The organism is Rhodanobacter sp. FW106-PBR-R2A-1-15, assembly GCF_058789735.1.
The window spans coordinates 33,415-55,843 of sequence record NZ_JBYTEM010000015.1; the positions used below are offsets into that span (position 1 = coordinate 33,415).

At 66.7% G+C, this 22,429-nt stretch carries 19 protein-coding genes; 15 read left to right on the plus strand and 4 right to left on the minus strand.

Annotated elements, in window-relative coordinates; genetic code table 11:
- Positions 1-223: 223 nt before the first annotated feature.
- Positions 224-1,846, plus strand: coding sequence for an alpha-glucosidase family protein (locus tag AC3WTD_RS09570; RefSeq protein ID WP_027492571.1), 1,623 nt, complete (start codon positions 224-226; stop codon positions 1,844-1,846).
- Positions 1,846-2,823: an alpha/beta hydrolase gene (locus AC3WTD_RS09575; RefSeq protein ID WP_037089586.1), complete on the plus strand. Its 978-nt coding sequence runs from the start codon at positions 1,846-1,848 to the stop codon at positions 2,821-2,823. Before AC3WTD_RS09570 ends, AC3WTD_RS09575 begins: the two co-directional genes overlap by 1 nt.
- Before the next feature lie 163 nt (positions 2,824-2,986).
- Here AC3WTD_RS09575 and AC3WTD_RS09580 read toward each other — a convergent pair whose 3' ends face one another.
- On the minus strand, positions 2,987-4,609 hold the full coding sequence (locus AC3WTD_RS09580; RefSeq protein ID WP_492613675.1) for a M28 family metallopeptidase: 1,623 nt from the start codon (positions 4,607-4,609) through the stop codon (positions 2,987-2,989).
- Between the two features lie 111 nt (positions 4,610-4,720).
- Entirely contained in the window at positions 4,721-5,149 is a 429-nt protein-coding gene (locus tag AC3WTD_RS09585; protein ID WP_492613648.1) for a PepSY domain-containing protein, read from the minus strand.
- Positions 5,150-5,350: 201 nt separating this feature from the next.
- Between AC3WTD_RS09585 and AC3WTD_RS09590 the strand changes: the two genes are divergently transcribed.
- A complete protein-coding gene (locus tag AC3WTD_RS09590; RefSeq protein ID WP_492613649.1) occupies positions 5,351-5,875 on the plus strand; it encodes an FHA domain-containing protein in 525 nt (174 codons plus the stop codon).
- Positions 5,872-7,578 carry a protein kinase domain-containing protein gene (locus AC3WTD_RS09595; RefSeq protein ID WP_492613650.1) on the plus strand — a complete coding sequence of 569 codons (1,707 nt, stop codon included), beginning with the start codon at positions 5,872-5,874 and terminating at the stop codon, positions 7,576-7,578. Before AC3WTD_RS09590 ends, AC3WTD_RS09595 begins: the two co-directional genes overlap by 4 nt.
- 8 nt (positions 7,579-7,586) lie before the next feature.
- On the opposite strand, the gene AC3WTD_RS09600 is transcribed toward AC3WTD_RS09595, so the two are convergent.
- Positions 7,587-8,498: a LysM peptidoglycan-binding domain-containing protein gene (locus AC3WTD_RS09600; RefSeq protein WP_492613651.1), complete on the minus strand. Its 912-nt coding sequence runs from the start codon at positions 8,496-8,498 to the stop codon at positions 7,587-7,589.
- Positions 8,499-8,525: 27 nt separating this feature from the next.
- Positions 8,526-8,804 (minus strand): hypothetical protein, encoded by a 279-nt coding sequence (locus AC3WTD_RS09605; protein WP_027492564.1) that lies wholly within the window; start codon positions 8,802-8,804, stop codon positions 8,526-8,528.
- Between the two features lie 414 nt (positions 8,805-9,218).
- On the opposite strand from AC3WTD_RS09605, the gene AC3WTD_RS09610 reads away from it, so the two are divergent.
- The 11 genes from AC3WTD_RS09610 to AC3WTD_RS09660 are packed head-to-tail and all read left to right on the plus strand — an operon-like array spanning position 9,219 to position 22,429.
- Positions 9,219-10,619, plus strand: coding sequence for a TIGR03013 family XrtA/PEP-CTERM system glycosyltransferase (locus AC3WTD_RS09610; protein WP_027492563.1), 1,401 nt, complete (start codon positions 9,219-9,221; stop codon positions 10,617-10,619).
- Between the two features lie 28 nt (positions 10,620-10,647).
- Complete coding sequence (locus AC3WTD_RS09615) at positions 10,648-11,271, plus strand: XrtA/PEP-CTERM system exopolysaccharide export protein (RefSeq protein WP_027492562.1); 624 nt, start codon at positions 10,648-10,650, stop codon at positions 11,269-11,271.
- Between the two features lie 53 nt (positions 11,272-11,324).
- Positions 11,325-12,914, plus strand: coding sequence for an XrtA system polysaccharide chain length determinant (locus AC3WTD_RS09620; protein ID WP_027492561.1), 1,590 nt, complete (start codon positions 11,325-11,327; stop codon positions 12,912-12,914).
- Complete coding sequence (locus tag AC3WTD_RS09625; protein ID WP_027492560.1) at positions 12,911-13,822, plus strand: P-loop NTPase family protein; 912 nt, start codon at positions 12,911-12,913, stop codon at positions 13,820-13,822. The genes AC3WTD_RS09620 and AC3WTD_RS09625 overlap by 4 nt, the downstream gene beginning before the upstream one ends.
- Entirely contained in the window at positions 13,823-15,361 is a 1,539-nt protein-coding gene (locus AC3WTD_RS09630; RefSeq protein ID WP_027492559.1) for a TIGR03016 family PEP-CTERM system-associated outer membrane protein, read from the plus strand.
- Positions 15,362-15,368: 7 nt separating this feature from the next.
- Positions 15,369-16,436 (plus strand): AAA family ATPase, encoded by a 1,068-nt coding sequence (locus tag AC3WTD_RS09635; protein WP_027492558.1) that lies wholly within the window; start codon positions 15,369-15,371, stop codon positions 16,434-16,436.
- Entirely contained in the window at positions 16,433-17,344 is a 912-nt protein-coding gene (locus AC3WTD_RS09640) for an XrtA system polysaccharide deacetylase (RefSeq protein ID WP_027492557.1), read from the plus strand. The genes AC3WTD_RS09635 and AC3WTD_RS09640 overlap by 4 nt, the downstream gene beginning before the upstream one ends.
- An 11-nt stretch (positions 17,345-17,355) precedes the next feature.
- Entirely contained in the window at positions 17,356-18,417 is a 1,062-nt protein-coding gene (locus tag AC3WTD_RS09645; RefSeq protein WP_492613652.1) for a FemAB family XrtA/PEP-CTERM system-associated protein, read from the plus strand.
- A 3-nt stretch (positions 18,418-18,420) separates the two neighbouring features.
- Positions 18,421-19,671, plus strand: a complete 1,251-nt coding sequence (locus tag AC3WTD_RS09650; protein WP_492613653.1) for a TIGR03087 family PEP-CTERM/XrtA system glycosyltransferase — start codon at positions 18,421-18,423, stop codon at positions 19,669-19,671.
- Complete coding sequence (gene xrtA / locus AC3WTD_RS09655) at positions 19,668-21,236, plus strand: exosortase A (RefSeq protein ID WP_492613654.1); 1,569 nt, start codon at positions 19,668-19,670, stop codon at positions 21,234-21,236. Before AC3WTD_RS09650 ends, xrtA begins: the two co-directional genes overlap by 4 nt.
- Positions 21,233-22,429 carry a TIGR03088 family PEP-CTERM/XrtA system glycosyltransferase gene (locus tag AC3WTD_RS09660; protein ID WP_492613655.1) on the plus strand — a complete coding sequence of 399 codons (1,197 nt, stop codon included), beginning with the start codon at positions 21,233-21,235 and terminating at the stop codon, positions 22,427-22,429. Before xrtA ends, AC3WTD_RS09660 begins: the two co-directional genes overlap by 4 nt.

The window sequence follows — 22,429 nt, forward strand, 5'->3', positions numbered from 1 at the left end:
GCTCCCGCACCGGGCCGGCATGGTGCGGGCCGCAATGCAGCTTGACTTTGCATGTGGCATGGAAGCAGCGGCCGCATGCCCGTCCTGCGTTGCATGCCGCAGCTGCAGCACGAATGAATACGTATGCACACCCGTGCTGGTTGCAACGGAGCCGCGGCTAAGCTGATCGCCATTCAATGACGGGCACGCGGACGTGCCCATCTCATGCGGGGGACACGTTCAGATGAGTGATGCACCCTGGTGGCGCGGAGCCGTCATCTACCAGATCTATCCGCGCAGTTTCCTGGACACCGACGGTGACGGCGTGGGCGACCTGCCGGGCATCATCGAACGGCTCGACTACGTGGCGGGCCTCGGCGTGGACGCGATCTGGATCGCGCCGTTCTTCCGCTCGCCGATGGCCGATTTCGGCTACGACATCGCCGACTACCGCGATGTCGATCCGCTGTTCGGCACGCTGGCGGATTTCGACGCGCTGCTGGCGAAGGCGCACGCGCTGGGCCTGAAGGTGATGATCGACCAGGTGCTCAGCCACACCTCGGTCGAGCACGCGTGGTTCCGCGAAAGCCGGCAGAGCCGCGACAATGCGAAGGCCGACTGGTACGTGTGGGCCGATGCGCGCGAGGATGGCGGCCCGCCGAACAACTGGCTGTCGCTGTTCGGCGGCAGCGCCTGGCAGTGGGAGCCGCGCCGCGGCCAGTACTACCTGCACAACTTCCTGACCTCGCAGCCGGACCTGAACTTCTACCACCCGGATGTGCGCGCGGCGATCCTCGACAGCGTGCGCTTCTGGCTGGACAAGGGCGTGGACGGCTTCCGCCTGGACGCGATCAACTTCTGCTTTCACGACGCGTTGCTGCGCGACAACCCGCCCAAGCCGAAGGACAAGCGCGTGGGCCGCGGCTTCAGCCCGGACAACCCGTACGCGTTCCAGTACCACTACTACAACAACACGCGGCCGGAGAACCTCGCGTTCCTGGGCGAGCTGCGCGCGCTGATGGATCGTTACCCGGGGGCGGCCACGCTGGGCGAGATCTCCTCGGAGGATTCGCTGGCGACGATGGCCGAGTACACCCGCCCTGGCCGCCTGCACATGGGCTACAGCTTCGAGCTGCTCACCGACGACTTCAGCGCCGCGTACATCCGCAGCACGGTGCAGGCGCTGGAAGCGCAGATGACCGACGGCTGGCCGTGCTGGGCGATTTCCAACCACGACGTCGAGCGCGTGCTGACGCGCTGGGGCGGCGGCCAGCCTTCGCGGCAGCTGGCCAACCTGCTCACCGCGATGCTGTGTTCGCTGCGCGGTTCGGTGTGCGTCTACCAGGGCGAGGAGCTGGGCCTGACCGAAGCCGAGCTGCCGTACGAGGCGCTGCAGGACCCGTACGGCATTGCGTTCTGGCCGCAGTTCAAGGGCCGCGACGGTTGCCGCACGCCGATGCCGTGGAGCGACGCCGACGCGCAGGCCGGTTTCAGCGGCGGCATGCCGTGGCTGCCGGTGCCGGCGGAACATCACGCGCTGGCGGTGAGCCGGCAGCAGGCCGACCCGCATTCGGTGCTGAACGGCTTCCGCCGCTTCGTGCACTGGCGCCAGTCGCAGCCCGCGCTGCGCTGGGGCGATATCGCCTTCATCGACACTGCCGAGCCGGTGCTGGCGTTCACCCGCCGTCTGCACGGGCAGACCGTGCTGGTGGCGTTCAACCTGGCCGACGCCGATGTCGCGATCGACCTGCCTGCAGAGCTCGGCGAGCCGCAGCCGCTGGACGGCCATGGCCTGGTGGCTGGCCGGCTCGACGGCCGCCGCCTGCAGCTGCCCGGCTACGGTGCATGGTTCGCCCGCATGGCGTGATGATGCTTCGCCTCGTCGTCCTGCCGTGGCTGCTGTTCGGCGCCTCGCTCGTCAGCGGCAGCACGATCGCGTCGCAGGGCGTCGCCGCTGACGCTCCGGTGCAGTTGCAACTCGACGCGCCGGCGTTTGCGCCGCAGAAGATCGCGGTGACGGTCTACCTGCCGCCGGGTTACACGCCGGCGACGGCACGTCGCTACCCGGTGCTGTACGCGAACGACGGCCAGGACATGCCCGCGGTGGAGCTGCAGCCGACATTGGCGCGGCTGTACCGCGAGCGGGCGATCGAGCCGGTGATCGTGGTGGCGATCCGCATGCTCGACGACCGAGCCAGCGGCTACGGCCTGTTCGATCGCGCCAGCGCGCGCAGCCTCGTCGGCGGTTCGCGGATCGGCCCGATCGGCGTGCGCGCGCGGGACTATTCCGCCTGGGTCGCCACCGTGCTGGTGCCCTATGTCGACGCGCACTACCGCACGCGCCGCGCCGCACGCGGACGCACGATACTGGGCTGGTCGCTCGGTGCGCTGAACGCGTTCGGCCTCGGCTGGCAATATCCGGAGCTGTTCGGCCGGGTCGGCGCCTTCTCGCCCTCGTTCTGGCTGGCGGCGGACCGCAGCAGCGCCACCGCGATCCAGCACACGCGGCTGGCGCAAGCGATGGTCGATCGCGGACCCCGGCGCGCCGGCCTGAAGATGTGGTTCGCGGTGGGCACGACGGAAGAGAGCGATGACCGCGATGGCGACGGCGTCAACGACACGATCGACGACGTGCAGGATCTGCTGGGAGGCTATCGCGGTGCCGACGGCTTTCGCGCGCGTGGCCTGAGTCAGCTCGGTTATTCGATCAACCTGGACTATGCGGGGCATCCGTCGCGCAGGGCGGATGCCTCGTTGTTCCTGTTGCCGGGCGGCCAGCACAACCAGGCGTCATGGAAGCAGATGTTGCCGCTGTTCCTGCGCTGGGCTTACGGCCGGCGTTGATCGCCTTTGCTCCTCGCTTTGCGATGCAGGGAACAAGGTTTCGACTCCTCCCCCTGCGTGCAGGGGGAGGTGGGGAGGGGGTTGCTCAGGCTGGCGGGGAAGATCAAGAGCTGACCCCACCCCAACCCTCTCCTGCTGCGCAGGGGAGGGAGCACAGCTTGGGTTACTTGCGCTCGGCGGCGCTGGTGTCGCGGATGCCGCGGAACTCGGAGTCCTTGCTCCAGTCCGGCCACTGGTCGGAATTCGCCAGCTGGCTGCCCACGGCGTAGAGCAGCTGCAGGTCGCGCGCCATGCCGGTGAATGTCCAGCTGGCCTGCCATTCGTCGCCAGGCTGGTGGTAGCGCTTGGCGGTGTAGTCGTCGGCCGCCGCCTTGCCGGCCTTGATGCCGCCGTCGACCCAGTCGTTGCCGGAGCCGAATGACACCGCCGGCACGCCGCGCTTGGCGAACGAGAAGTGATCGGAGCGGAAGAAGTAGCCGGCTTCCGGCTTCGGGTCCGCGGTGTAGCTCATGCCGTACTGCTTTGCCTTGGCCACCAGGTCGTCCAGCAGGCCGAGCTTGGCGCTGCCGGAGATGGTGAAGTTGCGCGCCGGGCCGTGCGGGTCGAGCGCGTCCATGTTGAGCACGCCCACCGTGGTGGCCAGCGGGTACAGCGGGTTGGCGGCGTAGTACTCGGAGCCGAGCAGGCCCTTCTCCTCGGCGGTGACGTTGAGGAACACCACCGAGCGTTCGGGCTTCGGCCCCTGCGCGAACGCACGGCCGATCTCGATCAGCGCCGCGGTGCCGGTGGCGTTGTCCACCGCGCCGTTGTAGATGCGGTCGCCCTTCGCGTCGGGCGCGCCGACGCCGAGGTGGTCCCAGTGCGCGCTGTAGATCACCGTCTCGTCCGGGTGTTTGCTGCCCTCGACCATGCCTACGATGTTGTGCGAAGTGATCACCCCGGTATCGACCTTGAAGTTTGCCGACAGGCTCTCGCCCTTCAGCGTCACCGGCTTGAACGCGCGGGTCTGGGCCTGCTTCTTCAGCGCATCGAAATCCAGTCCGGCATGCTTGAACATGCGCACTGCCAGGTCCCGCTGGATCCAGCCTTCCAGTTGCGGATGCACGGAGCCGGGCTTGTCGCGCACGATGTCGAACATCGTGTTGGTGTTGGAGTTCTTCACCGTGGCCCAGCCGTACGAGGCCGGCGCGGTTTCGTGCACGATCAGCAGGCCCAGCGCGCCCTGCCGCGCGGCTTCCTCGTACTTGTAGGTCCAGCGGCCGTAATAGGTCATGGCCTTGCCGCCGAAGTCGCCGTGGCCGGTCTCGAAGTCGGGGTCGTTGATCAGCACCACGACGATCTTGCCGTGCAGGTCGACGCCCTTGAAGTCGTCCCAGTGGCGCTCCGGCGCCTTGACGCCGTAGCCCACGAACACCAGCGGCGCGTTCTCGATCGCCACCGTGGTCGAGCCGTCCATCGGCGCGCGCACGGCGATCTGTTCACCCTGGGTCAGCGTTTCCTGCTTGCCGCCGAGGCCCAGCTTCAGTGCCGGCGCGCCCACGATCTGGCTGCGCCGCAGCGGCACCGCCTGGGTCCAGCCACGCTTGCCGTCCTTGAGGTCGCCGCCGGGCTGCAAGCCGGCGGCCTGCATCTGCGCCACCACGTAGTCGATGGTCTTGGCCTCGGCCGGCGTGGCCGGGCCGCGGCCTTCGAACGCATCGGAGGACAGCGTCTTCACCTCGGCCGACAGCCGTTCGGTGCTGAAAGTGGGAGTGTCGGCGGCCTGCGCAGTGGCGCAGGCCGCCATCACCAGGGCAGAGAGGAGCAGTCGCTTCACGGGCAATCACCTGTCGGGGGGAGAGAGGATTCCCCGATGGTAGTGAGCGACCGCGGGCGGGTCCAGCCGGCGGCGGACCGCCTAGTAGGTGCCGACCACCTTGCCGCTGGTGGCGTCGATCTTCAGCTTGACGGGGTTGCCGGCCGGGTTCCTGGCCTTGGCCTTCCACATGCCGTCGTCGAGGTCGTGCACGTGCGTGTAGCCCTGGGTTTCCAGGGCGGCACGGACATCGTCCTTGCTCAGTCGCGACACCTGCTCGTCCGGGTACACCTGGCCGGTGCTGGCGTCGATGCGCAGGTCGACCCGGCTGCCGTTCGCGCTCCTGGCTTCGGCGTGCCACATGCCGTCCTTGAACTTCAGGTCGTGCACCTTGGTATAGCCCTGCGCAGTGAGCTGGCTTTGTACCTGCGGCTCGGTCATCGCCTGCTGCGCCACCGCAGCGGAGGAAATGCCCAGCGCCAATGTTCCCAGCGCCAGGGTGAGGGCCAGTGGAGCGAGCTTGTGGACCATGGAGGACACCTGGTTGCCTGCGGAAACCCGAGTCTCGAATCGGCCCAAGCAACCGGCGGTGAACGCGGCATCGTGCTGGTGGCTGGCGTTCAGGCAGGTGACGCGGGCGTCAAGCTTTTCGCTGCTGCGCCGATAGCCGTGTTCATGCCCGGTAGCCGCCAGTTGGCTATAGTGCCGGCTGGCCCAGGGGGTGAGGTTTTGATGAGTGAGCGTCAGGCACCGTTTCGCCCTTCCGGCGGACCGCAGGGCACCCGGTTTTTTTCCACCGAGGCGCTGCGGCAATACGCCAGCGAGACCGCGAGCGCGACGGATCGCCGGATCAGCGTGCACGAACCGGTGCTCGAAGGCACCAGCGCCGGCATCGAGGGGCATCGCTTCGCGCTGGGCCCGGGCCGCCAGTCCATCGGCCGCCGGGGCGACAACGAGATCGTCATCGACGACCTCAGCGTGTCGGGCAACCATGCCTGGATCACCAACCAGAACGGTCACTGCATCATCGTCAACACGCTGTCCACCAACGGCACCTTCGTGAACGACCAGCGTATCCACGAGGTGGCCTTGCGCCACGGCGACCACATCCGGCTGGGGCAGGCGGAGTTCGTGTTCCTGACCCGCGAGCACGGCCAGCCGGAACCGGCATCGCGGCGCCGGATCGTCGTCGCGGTGCTGCTCGCCGCGGTGGCGGCGCTGGTCGCGCTGGTGTGGTGGTTGCGCGGGTCGCCGTGAGCGCGGACGCCATTCCGCAGCATGTCGGTCGCTACCGCATCGAGGGCGTGCTCGGCGAGGGCGCGATGGCGGTCGTCTACGCCGGCTTCGACCCGGACATCGAGCGCAAGGTGGCGATCAAGTGCCTGCACCGCGAGGTGGCCGCCGACCCCGCCTACCGCCGCCGCTTCCTGATCGAGGCGCGCGCGGCCGGGCACCTGACCCACCCGCACATCGTCACCATCTTCGACGTCGGCGAGACCGACGACGGCCGCTCCTACATCGCGATGGAGCGGCTGCCGGGCGAGACGCTTGCCAGCGCCGTCGCCCGCACGGGCTTTCCGCCGCTGCCGGTGGTCATCGACCTGGTGGGCCAGCTTGCCGCGGCGCTCGACTACGCGCATGCGCGCGGCATCGTGCACCACGACGTCAAGCCCGAAAACATCATGCTGGTCGACGGCTGGAGCTACGCCAAGATCAGCGACTTCGGCATCGCCGAGCGCCGCGGCTCGCCGGGCGACGCCGGCGGGACCTCCGCGGAAATCGGCGGCACCCCGGCCTACATGGCGCTGGAGCGCCTGCGCGGCGAGCGCACCGATGCGCGCAGCGACCTGTTCTCGCTGGGCGTGGTGCTGTACTGGTTGGTCGTCGGCAAGCTGCCGTGGCCGGATATCGGCAACCCGCAGCAACTGCTGCGCAAGCGCCTGCGTCTGCCGCGGCCGCCGATCCGCCCGCGTGACCCGGCCACGCCGTCGATCCTGGTCAGCATCGTGCGCACCCTGCTGGCGCCCGTGGCGGAGTCCCGCTACCAGCGCGGCGCGGAGGTCATCGACGACCTGCGCCTGGCCGCGCGCGAGTACGAGCGCGAGCGCGAGAATCCGCTGACCACCCGGATCATTTCCCTGCGCCTGCGCTGGGCCAGCAGCCTGGGCGCGATCCTGAGCCTGGTGCTGATGCTGGGGCTGGCCGCGATCTATGCCAAGCAGAACGCCGCGGTAACCGGCGTGGCGCTGGATTTCGGCAGCTCGATGGGGCGCATGATCGCCGGCGAATCGGCCGAGAACCTGCTGCTCGGCGACCAGGCCGCCACGCGCGCGCTGGTCACCGACGTCTCGCGCAACCAGCAGATCCGCTACCTGGCGATCGCCGGCCGCGACGGCGGCATCATCGCCAGCACACAGCCGCGGGAGGTCGGCCAGCGGCTGCCCGCGCCCGACGGCGAGAAATACCTGCCGCCATCGGGTGACGTCCAGAGCTACCTCAGCCGTACCGCCGGCGACCGCGGGCAGGGCGGCATGCTGCTGTTCGACGTGCCGATCCAGTACCAGGCCAAGACCGTGGGCGAGCTGCGCCTGGGCATCAGCAACGCAGCGCTGCGTGCGGCGCAGCGGACCACCTTGTGGGTGATCGCCGTGGTGCTGGTGCTGACCCTGGCTGCGGTGATCGGCGCGGCCTACTGGCTGTTCCGCCGCCCGCTCAACATGCTGGCGCTGCTTGGCGATGCGCTGCTGAAGGTGGCGCGCGGCGATTTTCGCCACCGCATCCGGCTGGCCCGCCGCGACGAGTTTGGCCGGCTGTTCGATGCCTTCAACCTGATGAACGGCGCGTTGCAGGCGCGTCAGCACCGGTCCGCGACGCCCGCGCCGGCCGCCGCCGGCGAAGATGTCACGCGGCCGACGCGGATCATGGCCGCGGTCACGGAAGACGGTGCCGGCGAACCCTGAGCCGCGGCTCAGTATTGCTTGAGCCGCTGCTTGAGCTCGCGCGCGCGGGTGCGGTAGACGATCGCCGGTTCGTAGTCCGGCGCGATCGCCAGGATCCGGTCCCACAGCGCGATGGCCTGGTCCAGCTGCTGGTCGCGGTACAGCACGATCGCGCGCTCGTGATACGAGTCCAGCAGTTGCTTGCGCAGCGCGACCGCGCCGGTGCCGGTCGGCTTCAGGCTGGGGTCGATGCTCAGCGCCTGGTCGAGGCGGGCCAGCGCCTGCTGCTTGTGGCCCTGACCGAGCAGGGACACGCTCTCGTCCTGCAGTCGGCGCGCGGCGGCCGCCGGTGGCTCGGCGGATCGCACGACCGCCGTCGGCAACGTGGTCGCCGCCGACACCGCGGGTGCCGCATTGGCGGCGGCCGACAGCGGCATGTGCAGCGTCTCGCCGACGCGCAGCAGCGAAGGATTGGTCGAACCGTTGTAGCGGGCCAGGATCAGGAACAGGTTCGGGTCGCCGAGGTAGCGCGCAGCCAGCGTGCTGTAGGAATCGCCCGGTTGCACCACGTGCGCGCGCCAGCGCTCGCCCAGCTCCTGCCGTGGATCGGCGGTGAGCTGGCGCAACATGGCCCGTGCGGCACGGTCGCCCGGGCGCCGTTCCAGGATCCGGCGCAAGGCCTTTTCGCCTTCGGCGTAGTGGCCGGACTGGAGCCGGTCGCCGATCGCGGCCAGCGACGGCTCCCTGGAGGCGTCTGGCGATGTCGCCGCTGCCGCCGGCGCTGCTGATGGCGTGACCACCACCGCGGCATGCCTGTCGCGCAGCTGCGCGCAGCCGCCCAGCCCCAGCGTGGCCAGGGTCACCGCCATCAGCATCGCCCGTTGCCACCGGCCGGCGGCAGCGGGCGAGAGCGCGCGGGTGTCGTTGGGCAGACTCGTCATGTGCTGATCCTCCGTGCCGGCATCCGTCTACGCCTTCCGTGTCCGCCGCGGCTTCGCCTGCGCCGCCGCAATCAATTCCTGCAGATAGGCAATGCCTTCCTCCTCCGGGAAGAACGCCACCACGTCGGCCACGCTCAGCTCGTGCCGCTGGCGCAAGGCCAGGAACTCCTCTCGCGCCCGCGCCAGCCGCTGCGCCGCTACGGCCTTCTTGCCAAGCGGCTTGGCCGGCGATTGCGGTTCGGGCTTGCGTTCGAGCCTGGCGAGCTCTTCCTGGAATTGGCGGAAATCGTATTTCTGGGCAGTCATGAAATAGAGAATAACGGTCGGTGGCCCGATTTTCGCACGTCGGGCCATCGCCGCGCAGTTGCACGGGCCTTTGCCGATCCTTGGCGCGTGCCGGGCGAGGCAAAAGCGCGCCAATGAGAGCAACAGAGACCTGTTGTCATGCCTGGTGACCGGGGACGGCGAAGCGCCGAAACGGGACCTTCATCAATCGACCTGCCGACATTGCCGGCTCAAGCATTGATCGGCTCGGCTGCCGGTTTGGCACATGCACAACGCCACTCGTCGTGCCGGTGCCGTGGCCCGCCGTACGCAATCACCGTCCCTTCCAGCGTTTTCACGGGAAGGTCACTTGACCAAAGCCTAGAATCGTGACTCGCATCACGGTTTTCTAGGCAGAAGCATAGTTGCGACGGGGAATGTGGGGGAGGCGCAAACATGTACGGGCTAATCCGGTTCCGTGCGTTGCACTGGCAGTTGCTGCTGGCATCGGTCGAGTTTGTGTTGCTGGTGGCGAGTGTCTACGGCGCGGTGGTGCTGCGTTACCTGGGTGATGTCAACACCCAGGTTGCGTTCAGCGAAGCGCTGCATTGGCGTGGGCTGCTGGTGGCGATGATGCTGATTGTCTCCATGGAGGCGCTGGGGTTGTACCAGGTCCATCTGCGGGCGGGCTGGCTCGGGCGGCTCAGTCGGCAAGGCATCGCCTTCGCGCTGGGCTGGATCGCGCTTACCGTGTTGTATTACGCGGTTCCTGCGGCGTACCTGGGCCGCGGAGTCCTGGGCATCGCGCTGGTCGTGGGCTACTTGGTCGTGGCGTTGTGGCGGGTGGTGTTCCTGGGTTTCGTGGACGCCGACCTGTTCAAGCGTCGCGTGGTGATGTTCGGCGCCGGCGAGCGCGCCGCCGAGGTGAGCCACAAGATGCGCCGCAGGACCGACCAACGCGGATTCAAGGTCCTGGGCTACGTGCCGGTTGGGGATGATCCGATATCCGTCTCCGCGCCCTTGCTGCTGCATCCCGACGGGGCCTTGTACGAATGGGCGGCCCGGCGCGGCGTGGACGAAATCGTGGTGGGGCCGGACGATCGTCGCGGCACCTTGCCGGTGGACGCGTTGCTGGAGTGCAAGCAGCGCGGCATGGCAGTGACCGAGCTCACCGAGTTCTTCGAGCGCGAGGCCGGCAGGATCAAGATGGATCTCACCAACCCCTCGTGGCTGATATTTTCGGACGGCTTCAACAGCTCTCCGGTGCGGCGCTCGATCAAGCGGGCCTTCGACGTGGCCGTCGCCACGCTGGTGCTGCTGGTGGCGTGGCCGTTCATGCTGTTGACGGCCCTGGCCATCCGGCTGGAGTCGGGCCGCGGTGCCCCGATCCTGTACCACCAGGAACGGGTGGGCGAGAACGGCGAGCTGTTCTCGGTGATCAAGTTCCGCAGCATGGGCATCGACGCCGAGCGCGACGGGGTGGCCCGCTGGGCCAGCAAGAACGACGGCCGGGTGACCCGGGTCGGGCATTTCATCCGCAACGCCCGGCTGGACGAGTTGCCGCAGCTCTGGAACGTGCTGTGCGGCGACATGAGCATCATTGGCCCGCGCCCCGAGCGGCCGCAGTTCGTGGCCGATTTCAACACCCGCATCCGCTATTACCGCTTGCGCCATTGCGTGAAGCCGGGGCTGACCGGCTGGGCCCAGCTGCGCTACCCGTACGGTTCCTCCCTGGAGGACGCCGAGCAGAAGCTGAATTTCGACCTGTTCTACGTGAAAAACCACAACCTCGTGTTTGATCTGACCATCCTGGCCCAGACCGTGGAAGTGGTGCTGTTCGGGCGTGGCGCGCGCTGAAATCAACGGACACAGAGGGGGACAAGGGATGAAACCGCACCCGGGAAACGGCTTTTTCTGGCTGGTGATGGCAGCGGGCTTGCTGCTGCTTGGCGGCTGCAGCAGCGCACCGATCGTCGATGGCCCGGCCGCGGCGACGCCGCCGGTAGAGCGCTACATCATCGGGCCTGGCGATACGCTGGAGATCTTCGTGCGCGACAACCCCAGCCTGTCCACCACCGTGCCAGTGCGTCCCGACGGGCGCATCTCGATCCCGCTGGTGCAATCCATCATGGCGGCCGGCGAAACCCCGGACAAACTGGCGAGCGACCTGGAGGGCGCGTTGGGCCGCTACGTCCGTTCGCCGCTGGTGACCGTAATCGTCAAGAGCTTCGTCGGCGCCTATAGCCAGCAGGTGCGCGTGGTCGGGCAGGCGATGATGCCCAAGGCGGTGCCTTACCGCAGCGGCATGACCCTGCTCGACGTGATGATCGAAGTCGGCGGCCTCACCAAGTTTGCCGCGGGCAACGGTGCGAAGGTCGCGCGTCGGCTGCCCGACGGCAGCGAGCAGACCATTCCGGTGCGGCTCGGCGACCTGATGAACGGCACGATCAAATACAACATGGTCATGCAGCCCGGCGACATCCTGATCATTCCGCAGTCACTGCTCTGACGCGACGCGTGCAAGTGCATGGCAACCGTCAACGACATCGGGAAGGTGAAGTGATGCAGAAGCAATCGTTCGATTTGCGTGAGCTGTTTCAGCACGTGCTGCTGGAGGCGCGCACCAGCTGGCGCTACCGCTGGCATGCGCTGATCGTCGCGTGGTGCGTGGCGATCGTCGGCGCGGTGCTGGTGTTCAGCCTGCCGAACAAGTACGCGGCCAATGCCCAGGTGTATGCCGACACCGAGGCGCTGACGAATCCGCTGCTGCGCGGGGTTGCGGTGCAGCCGGATGTGGGGGGCCGCCTCCTGATCATGACCCAGACCTTGCTTTCGCGCCCCAATCTCGAGGCCGTGGCGGACAAGACCGGGTTGTCCCTGCGCGCCACGACCCCGGCGGACAAGGACGAGTTGCTGCTCAAGCTGGGCGCTGCCGTCACGGTGAAGGGTGCCGGACCCAAGGACCTCTATGACATCAGCTATGCCGATCCCGACCGTCGGATGGCGCAGAAAGTGGTGCAGGCGTTCCTGCAGATCCTGATGAACGAGACGCTGGGTGCAAATACCGTCTCCACCGAGACGGCGCAGAATTTTCTGCAGCAACAGGTCCAGGCCTACAGCAACCGGCTGAACGAGGCGGAGCAGAAGCTCGCGGATTTCCAGAAGGCCAATGTCGGCTATGTACCGGACCAGGGTGGCAGCAGTTACTCCGCGCGCCTGCAGGCGGCCGAGACCCAGTTGCAGAACCTGCAAGGCCAATACGATACGACCGTCGCCAGTCGCGCGACCACCCAGCAGCAGATGCGTGCGCTGGCGAGCAGCGGCTCGACCTCGCTGGGAGCCGACCCGCGCACCCAGGATGTCGACAAGCAGATTGCGACCTACCAGCAGCAGCTCAACCAGCTGTTGCTGAGTTATACGGACGAATACCCCGACGTGGTTTCCACCCGGCGCATGATCGCGCAACTGCAGGCGCGGCGCGATGCGCTGCGGAAGAGTGCGCCCGCGAGCCCGATGCTGGGCGTGGTCTCGGACAATCCCGTGTACCAGGAAATGCAGAAATCCATGTATTCCACCCAGGTCAGCGTCCAGGCGCTGGCCACGCAGATCGCGCTGCAGAAGCGGCAGATTGCCGACCTCAAGGGCAGTGTGGACAAGATCTCCGACGTGCAGGCGACCTTGCAACGGCTGATGCGCAATTACGACGTTACCAAAAAGCAGTACGACCAATTGGTGGAGCGCCTGAACACGGCCGAGCTGTCTCAGGATGCAACGCAGAGCGGCAACAACCTGAAGTTCCGCGTCATCAATCCACCGGTCGTTCCGCTGCGGCCGGTGAGCCCGAAACGCGGGCTGCTGCTATTGCTGGTGCTCGCGCTGGCGCTGGCTGTCGGCAGCGGGTTTGCGTACTTCCTGCACAAGATGAATCCGGTGTTCGTGAGTCTCAAGAGTTTGCGGGAGTCCGGCAATTATCCCGTGCTCGGCGGGCTCAGTCTGATCACGTCGCCATCGCGGCGTCGGAATCAGCGCCGCGAAGTGGCCGGGTTTTGCACGGGGGCTGGTCTGCTGGTCATGGTGTTGATGCTGGGGTTCGCCTTTGACGGACAACTTGCCCGGCTGGTGCAGCATTTCTTCATGGTGGGGGCCGCATGAGCATCGTCGAGAAAGCAGTCGAGAAGCTCAAGAACCTGCAGCCCGAACCGCCGGTATCGGCGGCTGTCGAGGCGACACCAGCGCGTTCGGTGCCGACGATCGAGCGTTTGTCCGGCAAGGCGCGGACTGTGGACCAAACCACGGAAACTGCGCCGGCCTGGCACGTGGATCCGATGGCCCTGGAACGCGCCGGCCTGCTCCCTGCTGGCGACGAGGCGAACGATCGGCTCGCCGATGAGCTGCGTCGCATCAAGCAGCCGTTGATGGACAATGCCATCGGAAAAGGCGCCAAGGTGTTGCCGCACGCAGGGCGCATCGTGGTGACCAGCGCGGTGCCTGGCGAAGGCAAGTCCTTCACCGCAATGAATCTGGCCCTGAGCCTGGCGCACGAGATGGATTTCGACGTGTTGCTGGTGGACGGCGATATACCGAAATCCCATATCACCCGCGCTTTGGGGCTCGAGGGGCACCCGGGGCTGATGGACGTGCTGGTGGACGAACGGCGCCAGCCCGCCGAGGTCATCGTGCGAACCGATGTACCGAATCTGCTGGTGGTGCCGGTGGGGCGGCGCCATCCGCTGACTACCGAGTTGTTCGGCAGCCTGCGCATGGAGCACGTGCTTGAAGAACTTGGCGGTCGACACCTGCGTCGTCTGGTGGTGTTCGACTCCTCGCCCCTGCTGGCGACTCCGGAGTCGCAGGTGCTGGCTTCCCACATGGGCCAGGTGGTCATGGTGGTAGCCGCGGGCTGCACGGGTCAGCATGCGGTCGATTCGGCGCTGCAAAGTTTGAGCGACTCGCAATATGTCGGCCTGGTTCTCAACATGAGCTGCCTGCCGGCAAGCGAGAACTACTACAACACCTACTATGGCCTGTATCCCCGGGTCCACCTGGCCGGGGAAGCCTAGATGCGCGTTCGGTCGGCGTCGATTGTCCTGTCGTCGATTGCCCTGGGCGGCTGGCTGACAGGAGCTGCAGCCCAGAGCGTGGACCCCTCCATGCCGCCTGCGCAGAACTCGGTCGGCGGATTTGCCGGGAGTTCCGAGAATCTGCCGCCGGGCATCATCCCGCAGCCGAGCGTCGATTCCCCGGGCGTGGTCGTGGGCGTCACGCTCGGTGAGCTGTACACCGATAACCTCATGCTGGCGCCCAGCGGCAAACCGAAACAGACCGGCTGGATCACCGAGATCCAGCCGTTCATCAAGTCCGCCTTCAGCGGGCCGCGGTTCTCCGGCGTGTTTGACTACACGCTCACGGGGTATCTGTACGAGGGGCAATCGCGCCACAACCAGTTGGCGCAGAATCTCGACACTCACGGCACGCTCACCCTTCTTCCGCAGCATTTCTTCCTCGACGGCAGCGCGTTATACGGACGCGAGGTCGTCAACAATGAATTGCCGGCCGGCTCCGGTACGTTTTTCCTGGACAACAACCGCGCCAATGTCGGGCGGGGCACGCTCAGCCCGTACTGGATCCAGGAGCTTGGCAACGTGGGCAGCGCGATGCTGCGCTACAGCTACGGGCGCGTGCTGTACAACACCAGAGGCATTCCCGCGCAAAGCAACGATCTGTTGATCGGCACGTCCGACATCACCAGCAACGCGGTGCAGTTCAACCTCGTAAGCCCGAAGGACCAAAAGTGGACTTGGAACCTTGGCTATGTCGACCAGCGCATCGAGTTTGATTCCGGCCGCAGCTCGCGCTTTTCGACCGCCAGGTTGGGCGGCGCGGTGCAGGTCCGTGACAATGTGAGCTTGCTGGCCGATGTCGGCAGGGAGAACAAATTCCTCGCCGACGGCACGGTGAACAGGCTGGGCGCGAGCTTCTGGGACGCCGGCGCCGAGTGGTCGAATACGCTGAATGATTTCAAGGTGCTGGTCGGGCACCGGTTCTATGGTCGCAGCTACCAGTTGTCCTGGACGCGCACAGCCGCCTTGCTGACGACGGTCGCAAGTTATGTGGAGCGACCCACCGATCTCAATCAGCAGTTGCTGGGACAGGGAACGGACACCATCCCGTCACTCGGACTCCCGGTGATTCCTTCGCTCAGGGAGCAGCGGGTTTACCTCATGAAGCGCGCCACCGCATCGGCGGCCTACGAGATGCCCAAAGGCGTCTTGAGGGTCACGTTGTACGACGAGCGGCGCAACTATTTTCTCCTGAACAGCGGTCGGGAGAGAGTGACCAATGCGGATGTCGCCTGGCTGTTCAATATCGGGCCATTGACCACGTTGACCCCGACATATGTCTGGCAGCGTTACCGCTACCGGGACGGGCAAACCAACTACAGCCAGTACGCGCAACTGGATCTCGTGCACCAGCTCGATCCGAAGAACTTCGCCAGCCTGCGGCTGCGCCGCTATTCCCGCCATGTGCATGCCGTGTCGCCCGACGCGCACGGATACCGCGCGAACGTGGTTTTCCTGCAGTTCACCCATCTGTTCTGAGAACGGCATGTATCAGGCGTTTTACAAACTGCGTGGCAAGCCTTTCCAGTTGACCCCGGATGCGGGAATGCTGTTCCCCAGCAAGGGTCACAAGCGCGCCATGGCGTATCTGCTCTACGGTTTCGAGCAGGGTGAAGGCTTCGTGGTCATCACCGGTGCAGTCGGAACCGGCAAGACGCTGCTCATCCAGAAGCTGTTCGAGGAACTCGCACATCGCAACCTTGCCGTGGCCAGCATTGCCTCAGCCAACCTCGATGGCGACGACATCTTGCCGGCCGTGGCCGCGGCGCTTGCCCTGCCTTTTGAGGGGCGCGGCAAGGAAGCTCTGCTGCAGGATGTGAAGCGGCACCTGATATCGCTGCACGCCCGTCAGACGCATGCCCTGCTGGTGGTGGACGAAGCGCAGACGCTTACCCCGGCGGCACTCGAGATGCTGCGCATCCTGTCCAACTTCGAGTTCAGGGGCCGTGCGCTGCTGCAGGTATTCCTGGTCGGCCAGACCGAATTGCGGCGCATCATCGTCAGCAACCACATGGAACAGTTGCGCCAGCGCATCATTGCCTCCCACCGGCTTGATCCCATGAGCGAGGAGGAAAGCCGCGCGTACGTCCTGCACCGCCTGCATGCCGTCGGCTGGAACGACGACCCGGAACTGGCGCCCGACGTTTTTACCGGGGTTTACCTGGCCAGTGGCGGGATCCCCCGCAAGATCAATCTCGTCATGGACCGTCTGCTGCTGCACGGTTATCTGGAGGAACTGCACAGCCTGGACCAGACGGAACTCGCCATTGTGCTCGATGAGATCCATGAGGAAATGGCCGGCGTGCCGGCGACGCTGGAAGCGTCCGCGGTGCCCGAGGAGCTGGATCTGACGCGTGCCGTCGTGCCATCGGATCCGGAAAGCGTACTTGCCTCGCTGGACCTCGAACGCAACAGGGTCATGTTGCAGTTGCTGCGTGAAGAGGTTCGACGCCGGGAGGTGCTGCTGCTGGCCGCGTCGCCGCTGGCACCGGTCGTGCACGAGGCGGCGATCGCCGACGCGCGGTACCCGGGTTCAGGCCAGGAAGACCCATGAGCACGGCGCGGCCACAGCTCGAGCCCGTCACCAACGCCATGACGGTGGATGTGGAGGACTATTTCCAGGTGGCGGCCTTCGAGCAGTGCATCCGGCGCGAGGATTGGCCGCGCTGGCCCGTCCGCGTCGACGGCAATACCCGGCGCGTGCTGGAGCTTTTCGAGCGGCACGGCGTGCACGCCACCTTCTTCGTGCTGGGCTGGGTGGCGGAGCGCTTCCCCGCGCTGGTGCGCGACATCAGCGCCGCCGGCCATGAGATCGCAAGCCACGGGTTCGGCCACGAGCGCTTGACGAATCTGAGCCGGGCGGAGTTTCGCGACAGCATCACGCGCACGAAACTCCTGCTGGAGGACACCACCGGTACCGCCGTGTATGGCTACCGGGCACCCAGTTATTCCATCGGACCCACCACGTTGTGGGCCCACGAGGAATTGCGCGACGCCGGGTACCGCTACAGTTCCAGCATCGTGCCGATCCATCACGACTTGTACGGCATGCCCGCGGCACCGAGATTTCCATTTTTTACGAAGCGCTCCGGCTTGCTCGAAATTCCGGTGACGACGGTGCGGCTGTGCGGGCGCAACTGGCCGTGCGGCGGTGGCGGTTATTTCCGCTTGTTGCCGTATGCGCTGTTCAGGCGCGGCCTGCAGCGCGTCAACCGGCGCGAGCGGCGCTCCGGAGTGTTCTATTTTCATCCATGGGAAGTGGATGCGCAGCAGCCACGGGTGCCCGGCGTGACGCTCAGGAACCGGGTGCGCCACTATTTGAACCTGCCCCGCACGGCGCCCCGGCTTGAGCGGCTCGTGCGCGATTTCCGTTTCGACCGCATGGACCGGGTGTTTCTCGCCCGCGCGTCCGCCGATTATCCGGTGGTGGCGCTGCAGGCCGTCGAACTCGGCGCGCACTGAGGGGATGCGAGATGCTCGACCACGCACACGCCAGTCATTCCGCCGACCCTTGCACCGTCAGGCGCCTGGAAAGGGGCGACGAACGGCGCTGGGACAACTTTGTCGAGGATGCGCCGCGGGCCACGTTTTTCCACCGGGTGGCCTGGCGCGGGATCCTTGAGCAGGTGCTCGGCCATCGCTGCCACTATCTGTACGCGGAACGGCACGGAGTCATCACCGGCGTTCTGCCGCTCGCCGAGATTCGCAGCCGGCTGTTTGGCCACGCACTGATCTCGATGCCGTTCTGCGTGTACGGCGGGGTGGTGGCGGGCGACCCGGGCAGCGAGGCACGGCTCACCCGAGCCGCGACCGCGCTCGCCGACGAGCTGCGCGTCGACTATCTCGAACTGCGCGACCGCGAGCTGCGCCATCCCGGCTGGCCGGTCAAGGATCTGTACGTCGGCTTCCGCAAGGCGATCTGCGCGGACCATGACGAAAATCTCAAGGCGATCCCGCGCAAGCAGCGCGCCATGGTGCGCAAGGGCATGGGCGCCGGCTTGCAGGTGCGCCACGACGGCAGCATTGCCGAGTTCTACCGGGTGTACGCCGAGAGCGTGCGCAATCTGGGTACGCCGGTGCTGTCGCGCCACTATTACACGCGGTTGCAGCAGGCGTTTGGCAAGGATTGCGAGGTTTCCGTGGTCACCCACCAGGGACAGCCGGTGGCCGCGGTGATGAGTTTCTACTTTCGCGATGAAGTGCATCCGTATTACGGCGGCAGTGTGGCGCGTGGCCGTGATCTGGCGGCCAACGACTTCATGTACTGGGCGGTGATGCAGCGTGCGGCCGAGCGCGGCGCCCGGCTGTTCGACTACGGCCGCAGCAAGCAGGACAGCGGTTCCTACCACTTCAAGAAGCATTGGGGTTTCGAGCCGCAACCGCTGCCGTATGCCTATTACCTGGTGCGCGCCAGGACGGTGCCGAATATCAGCCCCACCAACAGCAGGTACCGACTTTTCATCGAAGCCTGGAAGCGGCTGCCGCTGCCGGTGAGTTGTGCGCTGGGGCCATGGCTCGCGCGGGATCTGGGCTAACGCATGCAATCGGTACTGTTCCTCTGCCATCGGCTGCCCTGGCCGCCCAGCAAGGGCGACAAGATCCGCTCGTACCATGTGCTGCGGCGGCTCGCCGAACGCTACCGCGTGTACCTCGGCACGTTCGTGGACGATCCGGTCGACTGGCAGCACCTGGCGGCGGTCGAGGCCCTGTGCGCCGACGTATGTGTCCGGCCGTTGCCGTCCTGGCGCGCGGGCTGGCGCGCGCTTGCGGCGCTGGCGCGGGGCGAGCCGCTTACCGTCGGGGTCTACCGCGACCGCGTGATGCGGCGCTGGGTCGAACGGTTGCTGGCCGAGCACAAGCCGGAGCTGGCCTTGTGCTATTCGTCGGGCGTGGCGCCGTTCGTCATGCGGCACACCCAGTTGCGCCGGGTCATGGATTTCGTCGACGTGGACTCCGACAAGTGGAACCAGTACGCGCAGCAGGCCGGTGCCGTGAAGCGCCAGGTGTACCGGTGGGAAGCGCGGCGGCTGGCAGAGTTCGAGCGCACCATTGCCGCGCAGTTCGACGCCAGCGTGTTCGTCTCGGAAGCCGAAGCGGCGTTCTTTCGACAGCGGGTACCGGAGTCGGCTGGCCGGGTGCACGGCATCCCCAATGGGGTGGATGCCGCGTACTGGGATCCGCAACGGGCCTGCTCCAGCCCCTACCGGCCGGGAGAACGGGTCGTGGTATTTGCCGGTGCCATGGATTACCGCGCCAACGTGGATGCGGCGCGCTGGTTCGCGCAGGAAGTCTGGCCGCGGATCGCCGTCCGGCGCCAGGACGCCCGCTTCTACATCGTGGGGAGCCAGCCGACGGCCGCGGTGCGCGTGCTGGGCCAGCTCGCCGGTATCACGGTTACCGGACGGGTGGAGGATGTGCGGCCATACCTGGCGCATGCGCATGTCGTGACCGCACCGTTGCGGGTTGCGCGTGGCATCCAGAACAAGGTGCTGGAGGCGCTGGCCATGGAGAAGGTGCTGCTGGCGACGCCTGCGGCCTACGCGGGCGTCGCGGATTTCGCGGGCCGCCAGGGCTGTATCGATGAATCGCCCGAGGTCATGGCGACGGAGGCTTTGCGCTGGCTGGATGCGCCGCAGGCGGTGCGGGTGCCGGCGGCCCGCGCCGAGGTGCTGGCCCGCCATGACTGGGGGTGCAGTCTCGACACGTATGAAAATGTGTTGCGCAATGTGCGCCACGGCGCAGCCTCCATGGATGTCGTTGGCACTGCCGGGTTGGGGGTCTGCCCATGAACAGGCCGTTTGCCGCCGTGGCCGGCTTCTCCGTGCGCACGCCCGACTGGGTACTGGCCGCGGCTGCGTTCGCCGTCGCCGTCGTGGTGCTGCTGGTCTGCTACTGGCGGACCGTGCAATCGCTGGTATGGGCGTGGGCGCACGATGGCACTTACCAGTACGCCTTCCTGATCTTTCCGTTGAGCCTGTGGGTGGCATCCGGTCTGCGCCACCAACTCCAGGCGAGCGTGCCGGTGCCCAGCCTCTGGGGACTGGCGGCGGTGACGGTGCTGGTGTTCGTCTGGTATGCCGGCCGCCTGCTCGACGTCAATCTGGCGCAGCACTTCGCGTTCGTGGCGCTGTTTCCGGCGCTGGTGCTGGCCTGCTGGGGATGGCAAGCGTTATGGGTGCTGGCGTTTCCGCTCGGCTATCTGGTGGTGTTCGCGGTTCCCTGGGGCGATGCGCTGGTGGGGCCGCTGCAGGACATCACGGCGCATTTCGCCGTGCGTGCGCTGGAGCTGACCGGCACGCCGGTGCTGCTCAACGGACGCGAGATCATCACGCCCTCGGCGGTATGGATGGTGGCCGATGCCTGCAGCGGCGTGAAGTTCTTCATCGCCTGCACGGCGCTCGGCTGCCTGTATGCCTACCTGATGTACCGGCGCTGGTGGAAGCGGGTGGTGTTCGTGGCACTGGCGGCGGTGGTGCCGGTCATCGCGAATGGCCTGCGGGTGTATTTCACCGTGCTGATCGGCGAGACCTGGGGGCTGGAATATGCGACCGGCACGGACCACATGATTTTTGGCTGGCAGTTCTTCGGCACGGTGCTGCTGCTGCTGTTGCTGGTCGGCTGGTTCTTCCGCGACACGCCGGTGATGCCGGAACCTTCCATCGCCCGCGGCGACATACCTGCCACGGCGCGCAGCATGGTGTGGCCGGCGGCGGTGGCGCTGCTGATCGCGGGTCCGGCCTTGGCCGGCGGAGTGGTGGCCCCGGCAGCGCCGGAAACCATGCAGCTGACCGCACCAACCATCGCTGGCTGGCATGGGCCACAGGCTGCCGCGGACGGCTGGCGGCCGATCTTCAGGGGGGCGGCGGGGCAGGTACGGGTGTCCTACCAGTCGGCCGCCAGCGGCGAGGTGGTCGAGTTGTTTCATGCCATCTATACCGGCAAGCCGCGCCGGGGTCATACCCTGATCACCTACGGCAACGATCTCTACGATCCGGCGCGCGCGCAAATCCTGAGTCGGACCCGGCGGCAGCTCGACCTTGCCAGCGGGTGGAGCACGACTGCCGCCGAGCTGCGGCTGGTGGGCGCGAGCGGCTCGCGGTTGGTGTGGTACTGGTACTGCGTGGATCGCCGCTGCACTCGCTCGCCGGTGCTGGCCAAGTTGCTGCAGGCATGGGCCGTACTGCGCGGGCAGCTGCCTCGTTCTTCGGTATGGGCATTGTCGTCGCCGGTTGCCGGCGACGATGCCGATCGGGTGCGGACGAAGCTGCACGCCTTCGCGCAGACGCTGCCCGTGCCCGGCGTGCCGGAGGTGCAGGAGCAGCGGTCACCCGATCTTGCGGGGAGCCAGCCATGAACGCCCGGCCGCTGATCGTGCATGTGCTCTACCGGCTGGACACCGGTGGCATGGAGCATATGCTCGTTACCCTGATCAACCAGACCTGCCAGTGCTACCGCCATGCGGTGATCTGCCTGGAAGGCTACGGTGCGCTTCGGGATCAAATCGAGCCTGACGATGTCGTGTGCGTGGCTCTGGCCAAAAGGCCCGGTAAGGATTGGCGTTGCTATTTCAGGCTGTGGCGCGTCTTGCGGGACCTGAGGCCGGACCTCGTCCACACGTACAACATCGGTGCCGTGGACGTGGCGCCGGTCGCCCGGCTTGCAGGGGTTCGTCGCGTCGTGCATGCGGAACGAGGCCGTGATGCCGCCGACCCGCGCGGCGAAAGCCGGAAGCACCAGCTTTTGCGCCGCTGGCTCCTGCCGTTCATCGACCGTTATCTGGCGGTCTCGATGGACCTGCAAGACTGGCTTGTAGAAAAAGTGGGCATACCATTTTCGCGCGTTGCGTGTATTCCCAATGGCATTGACGCAACCGCGTTTGCCGGCACGGCACATGAAAGAGGTGTACGCCCCTTGCTGGGAGCTTTCGCGCCCGCCGGAACCGTGCTGATCGGCACGGTCGGGCGACTGGATGCCGTCAAGGACCATGCCGGACTGATAGCCGCCTTCCGCATTCTGTGCGAGGCATTGCCTCACCAGCGCGAGCAGTTGCGCCTGGTCCTGCTGGGTGGAGGGCCGCAGCGCGCTGCGCTCGAAGCGCAAATCGCGCGTGGCGAACTTTCGACGCAAGTCCGGCTGCTGGGCAATCGCAGCGATGTGGCGGCGCTGCTCGCGGAGTTCGACGTCTTCGCGCTTTCCTCCATCGCCGAAGGCATGCCGGGTGTCCTGTTGGAGGCCATGGCGTCAGGACTGCCCGTGGTGGCCACCGACGTCGGCGGGGTGGGCGAAGTGGTGGTGGCCGGCGTGACAGGAACGCTGGTGCCGGCCGGCGATCCGCACGCGCTGGCGGCGGCGCTGCGCACCTATGTCGCCGACGAGCAGCTGCGGCGTCGGCATGGCGCCGCCGGACGAGTGCGCGTCGCTGCGCGGTTCAGCCTGCATAGCATGGTGTCCGCGTATGTCGCGCTGTATGACGAACTGCTGGGTCGGCAGGCGAACGCCGTGCAGCCACGCATGGTGTCCGGCTTGACCGGGCACAAGGAGCACTGA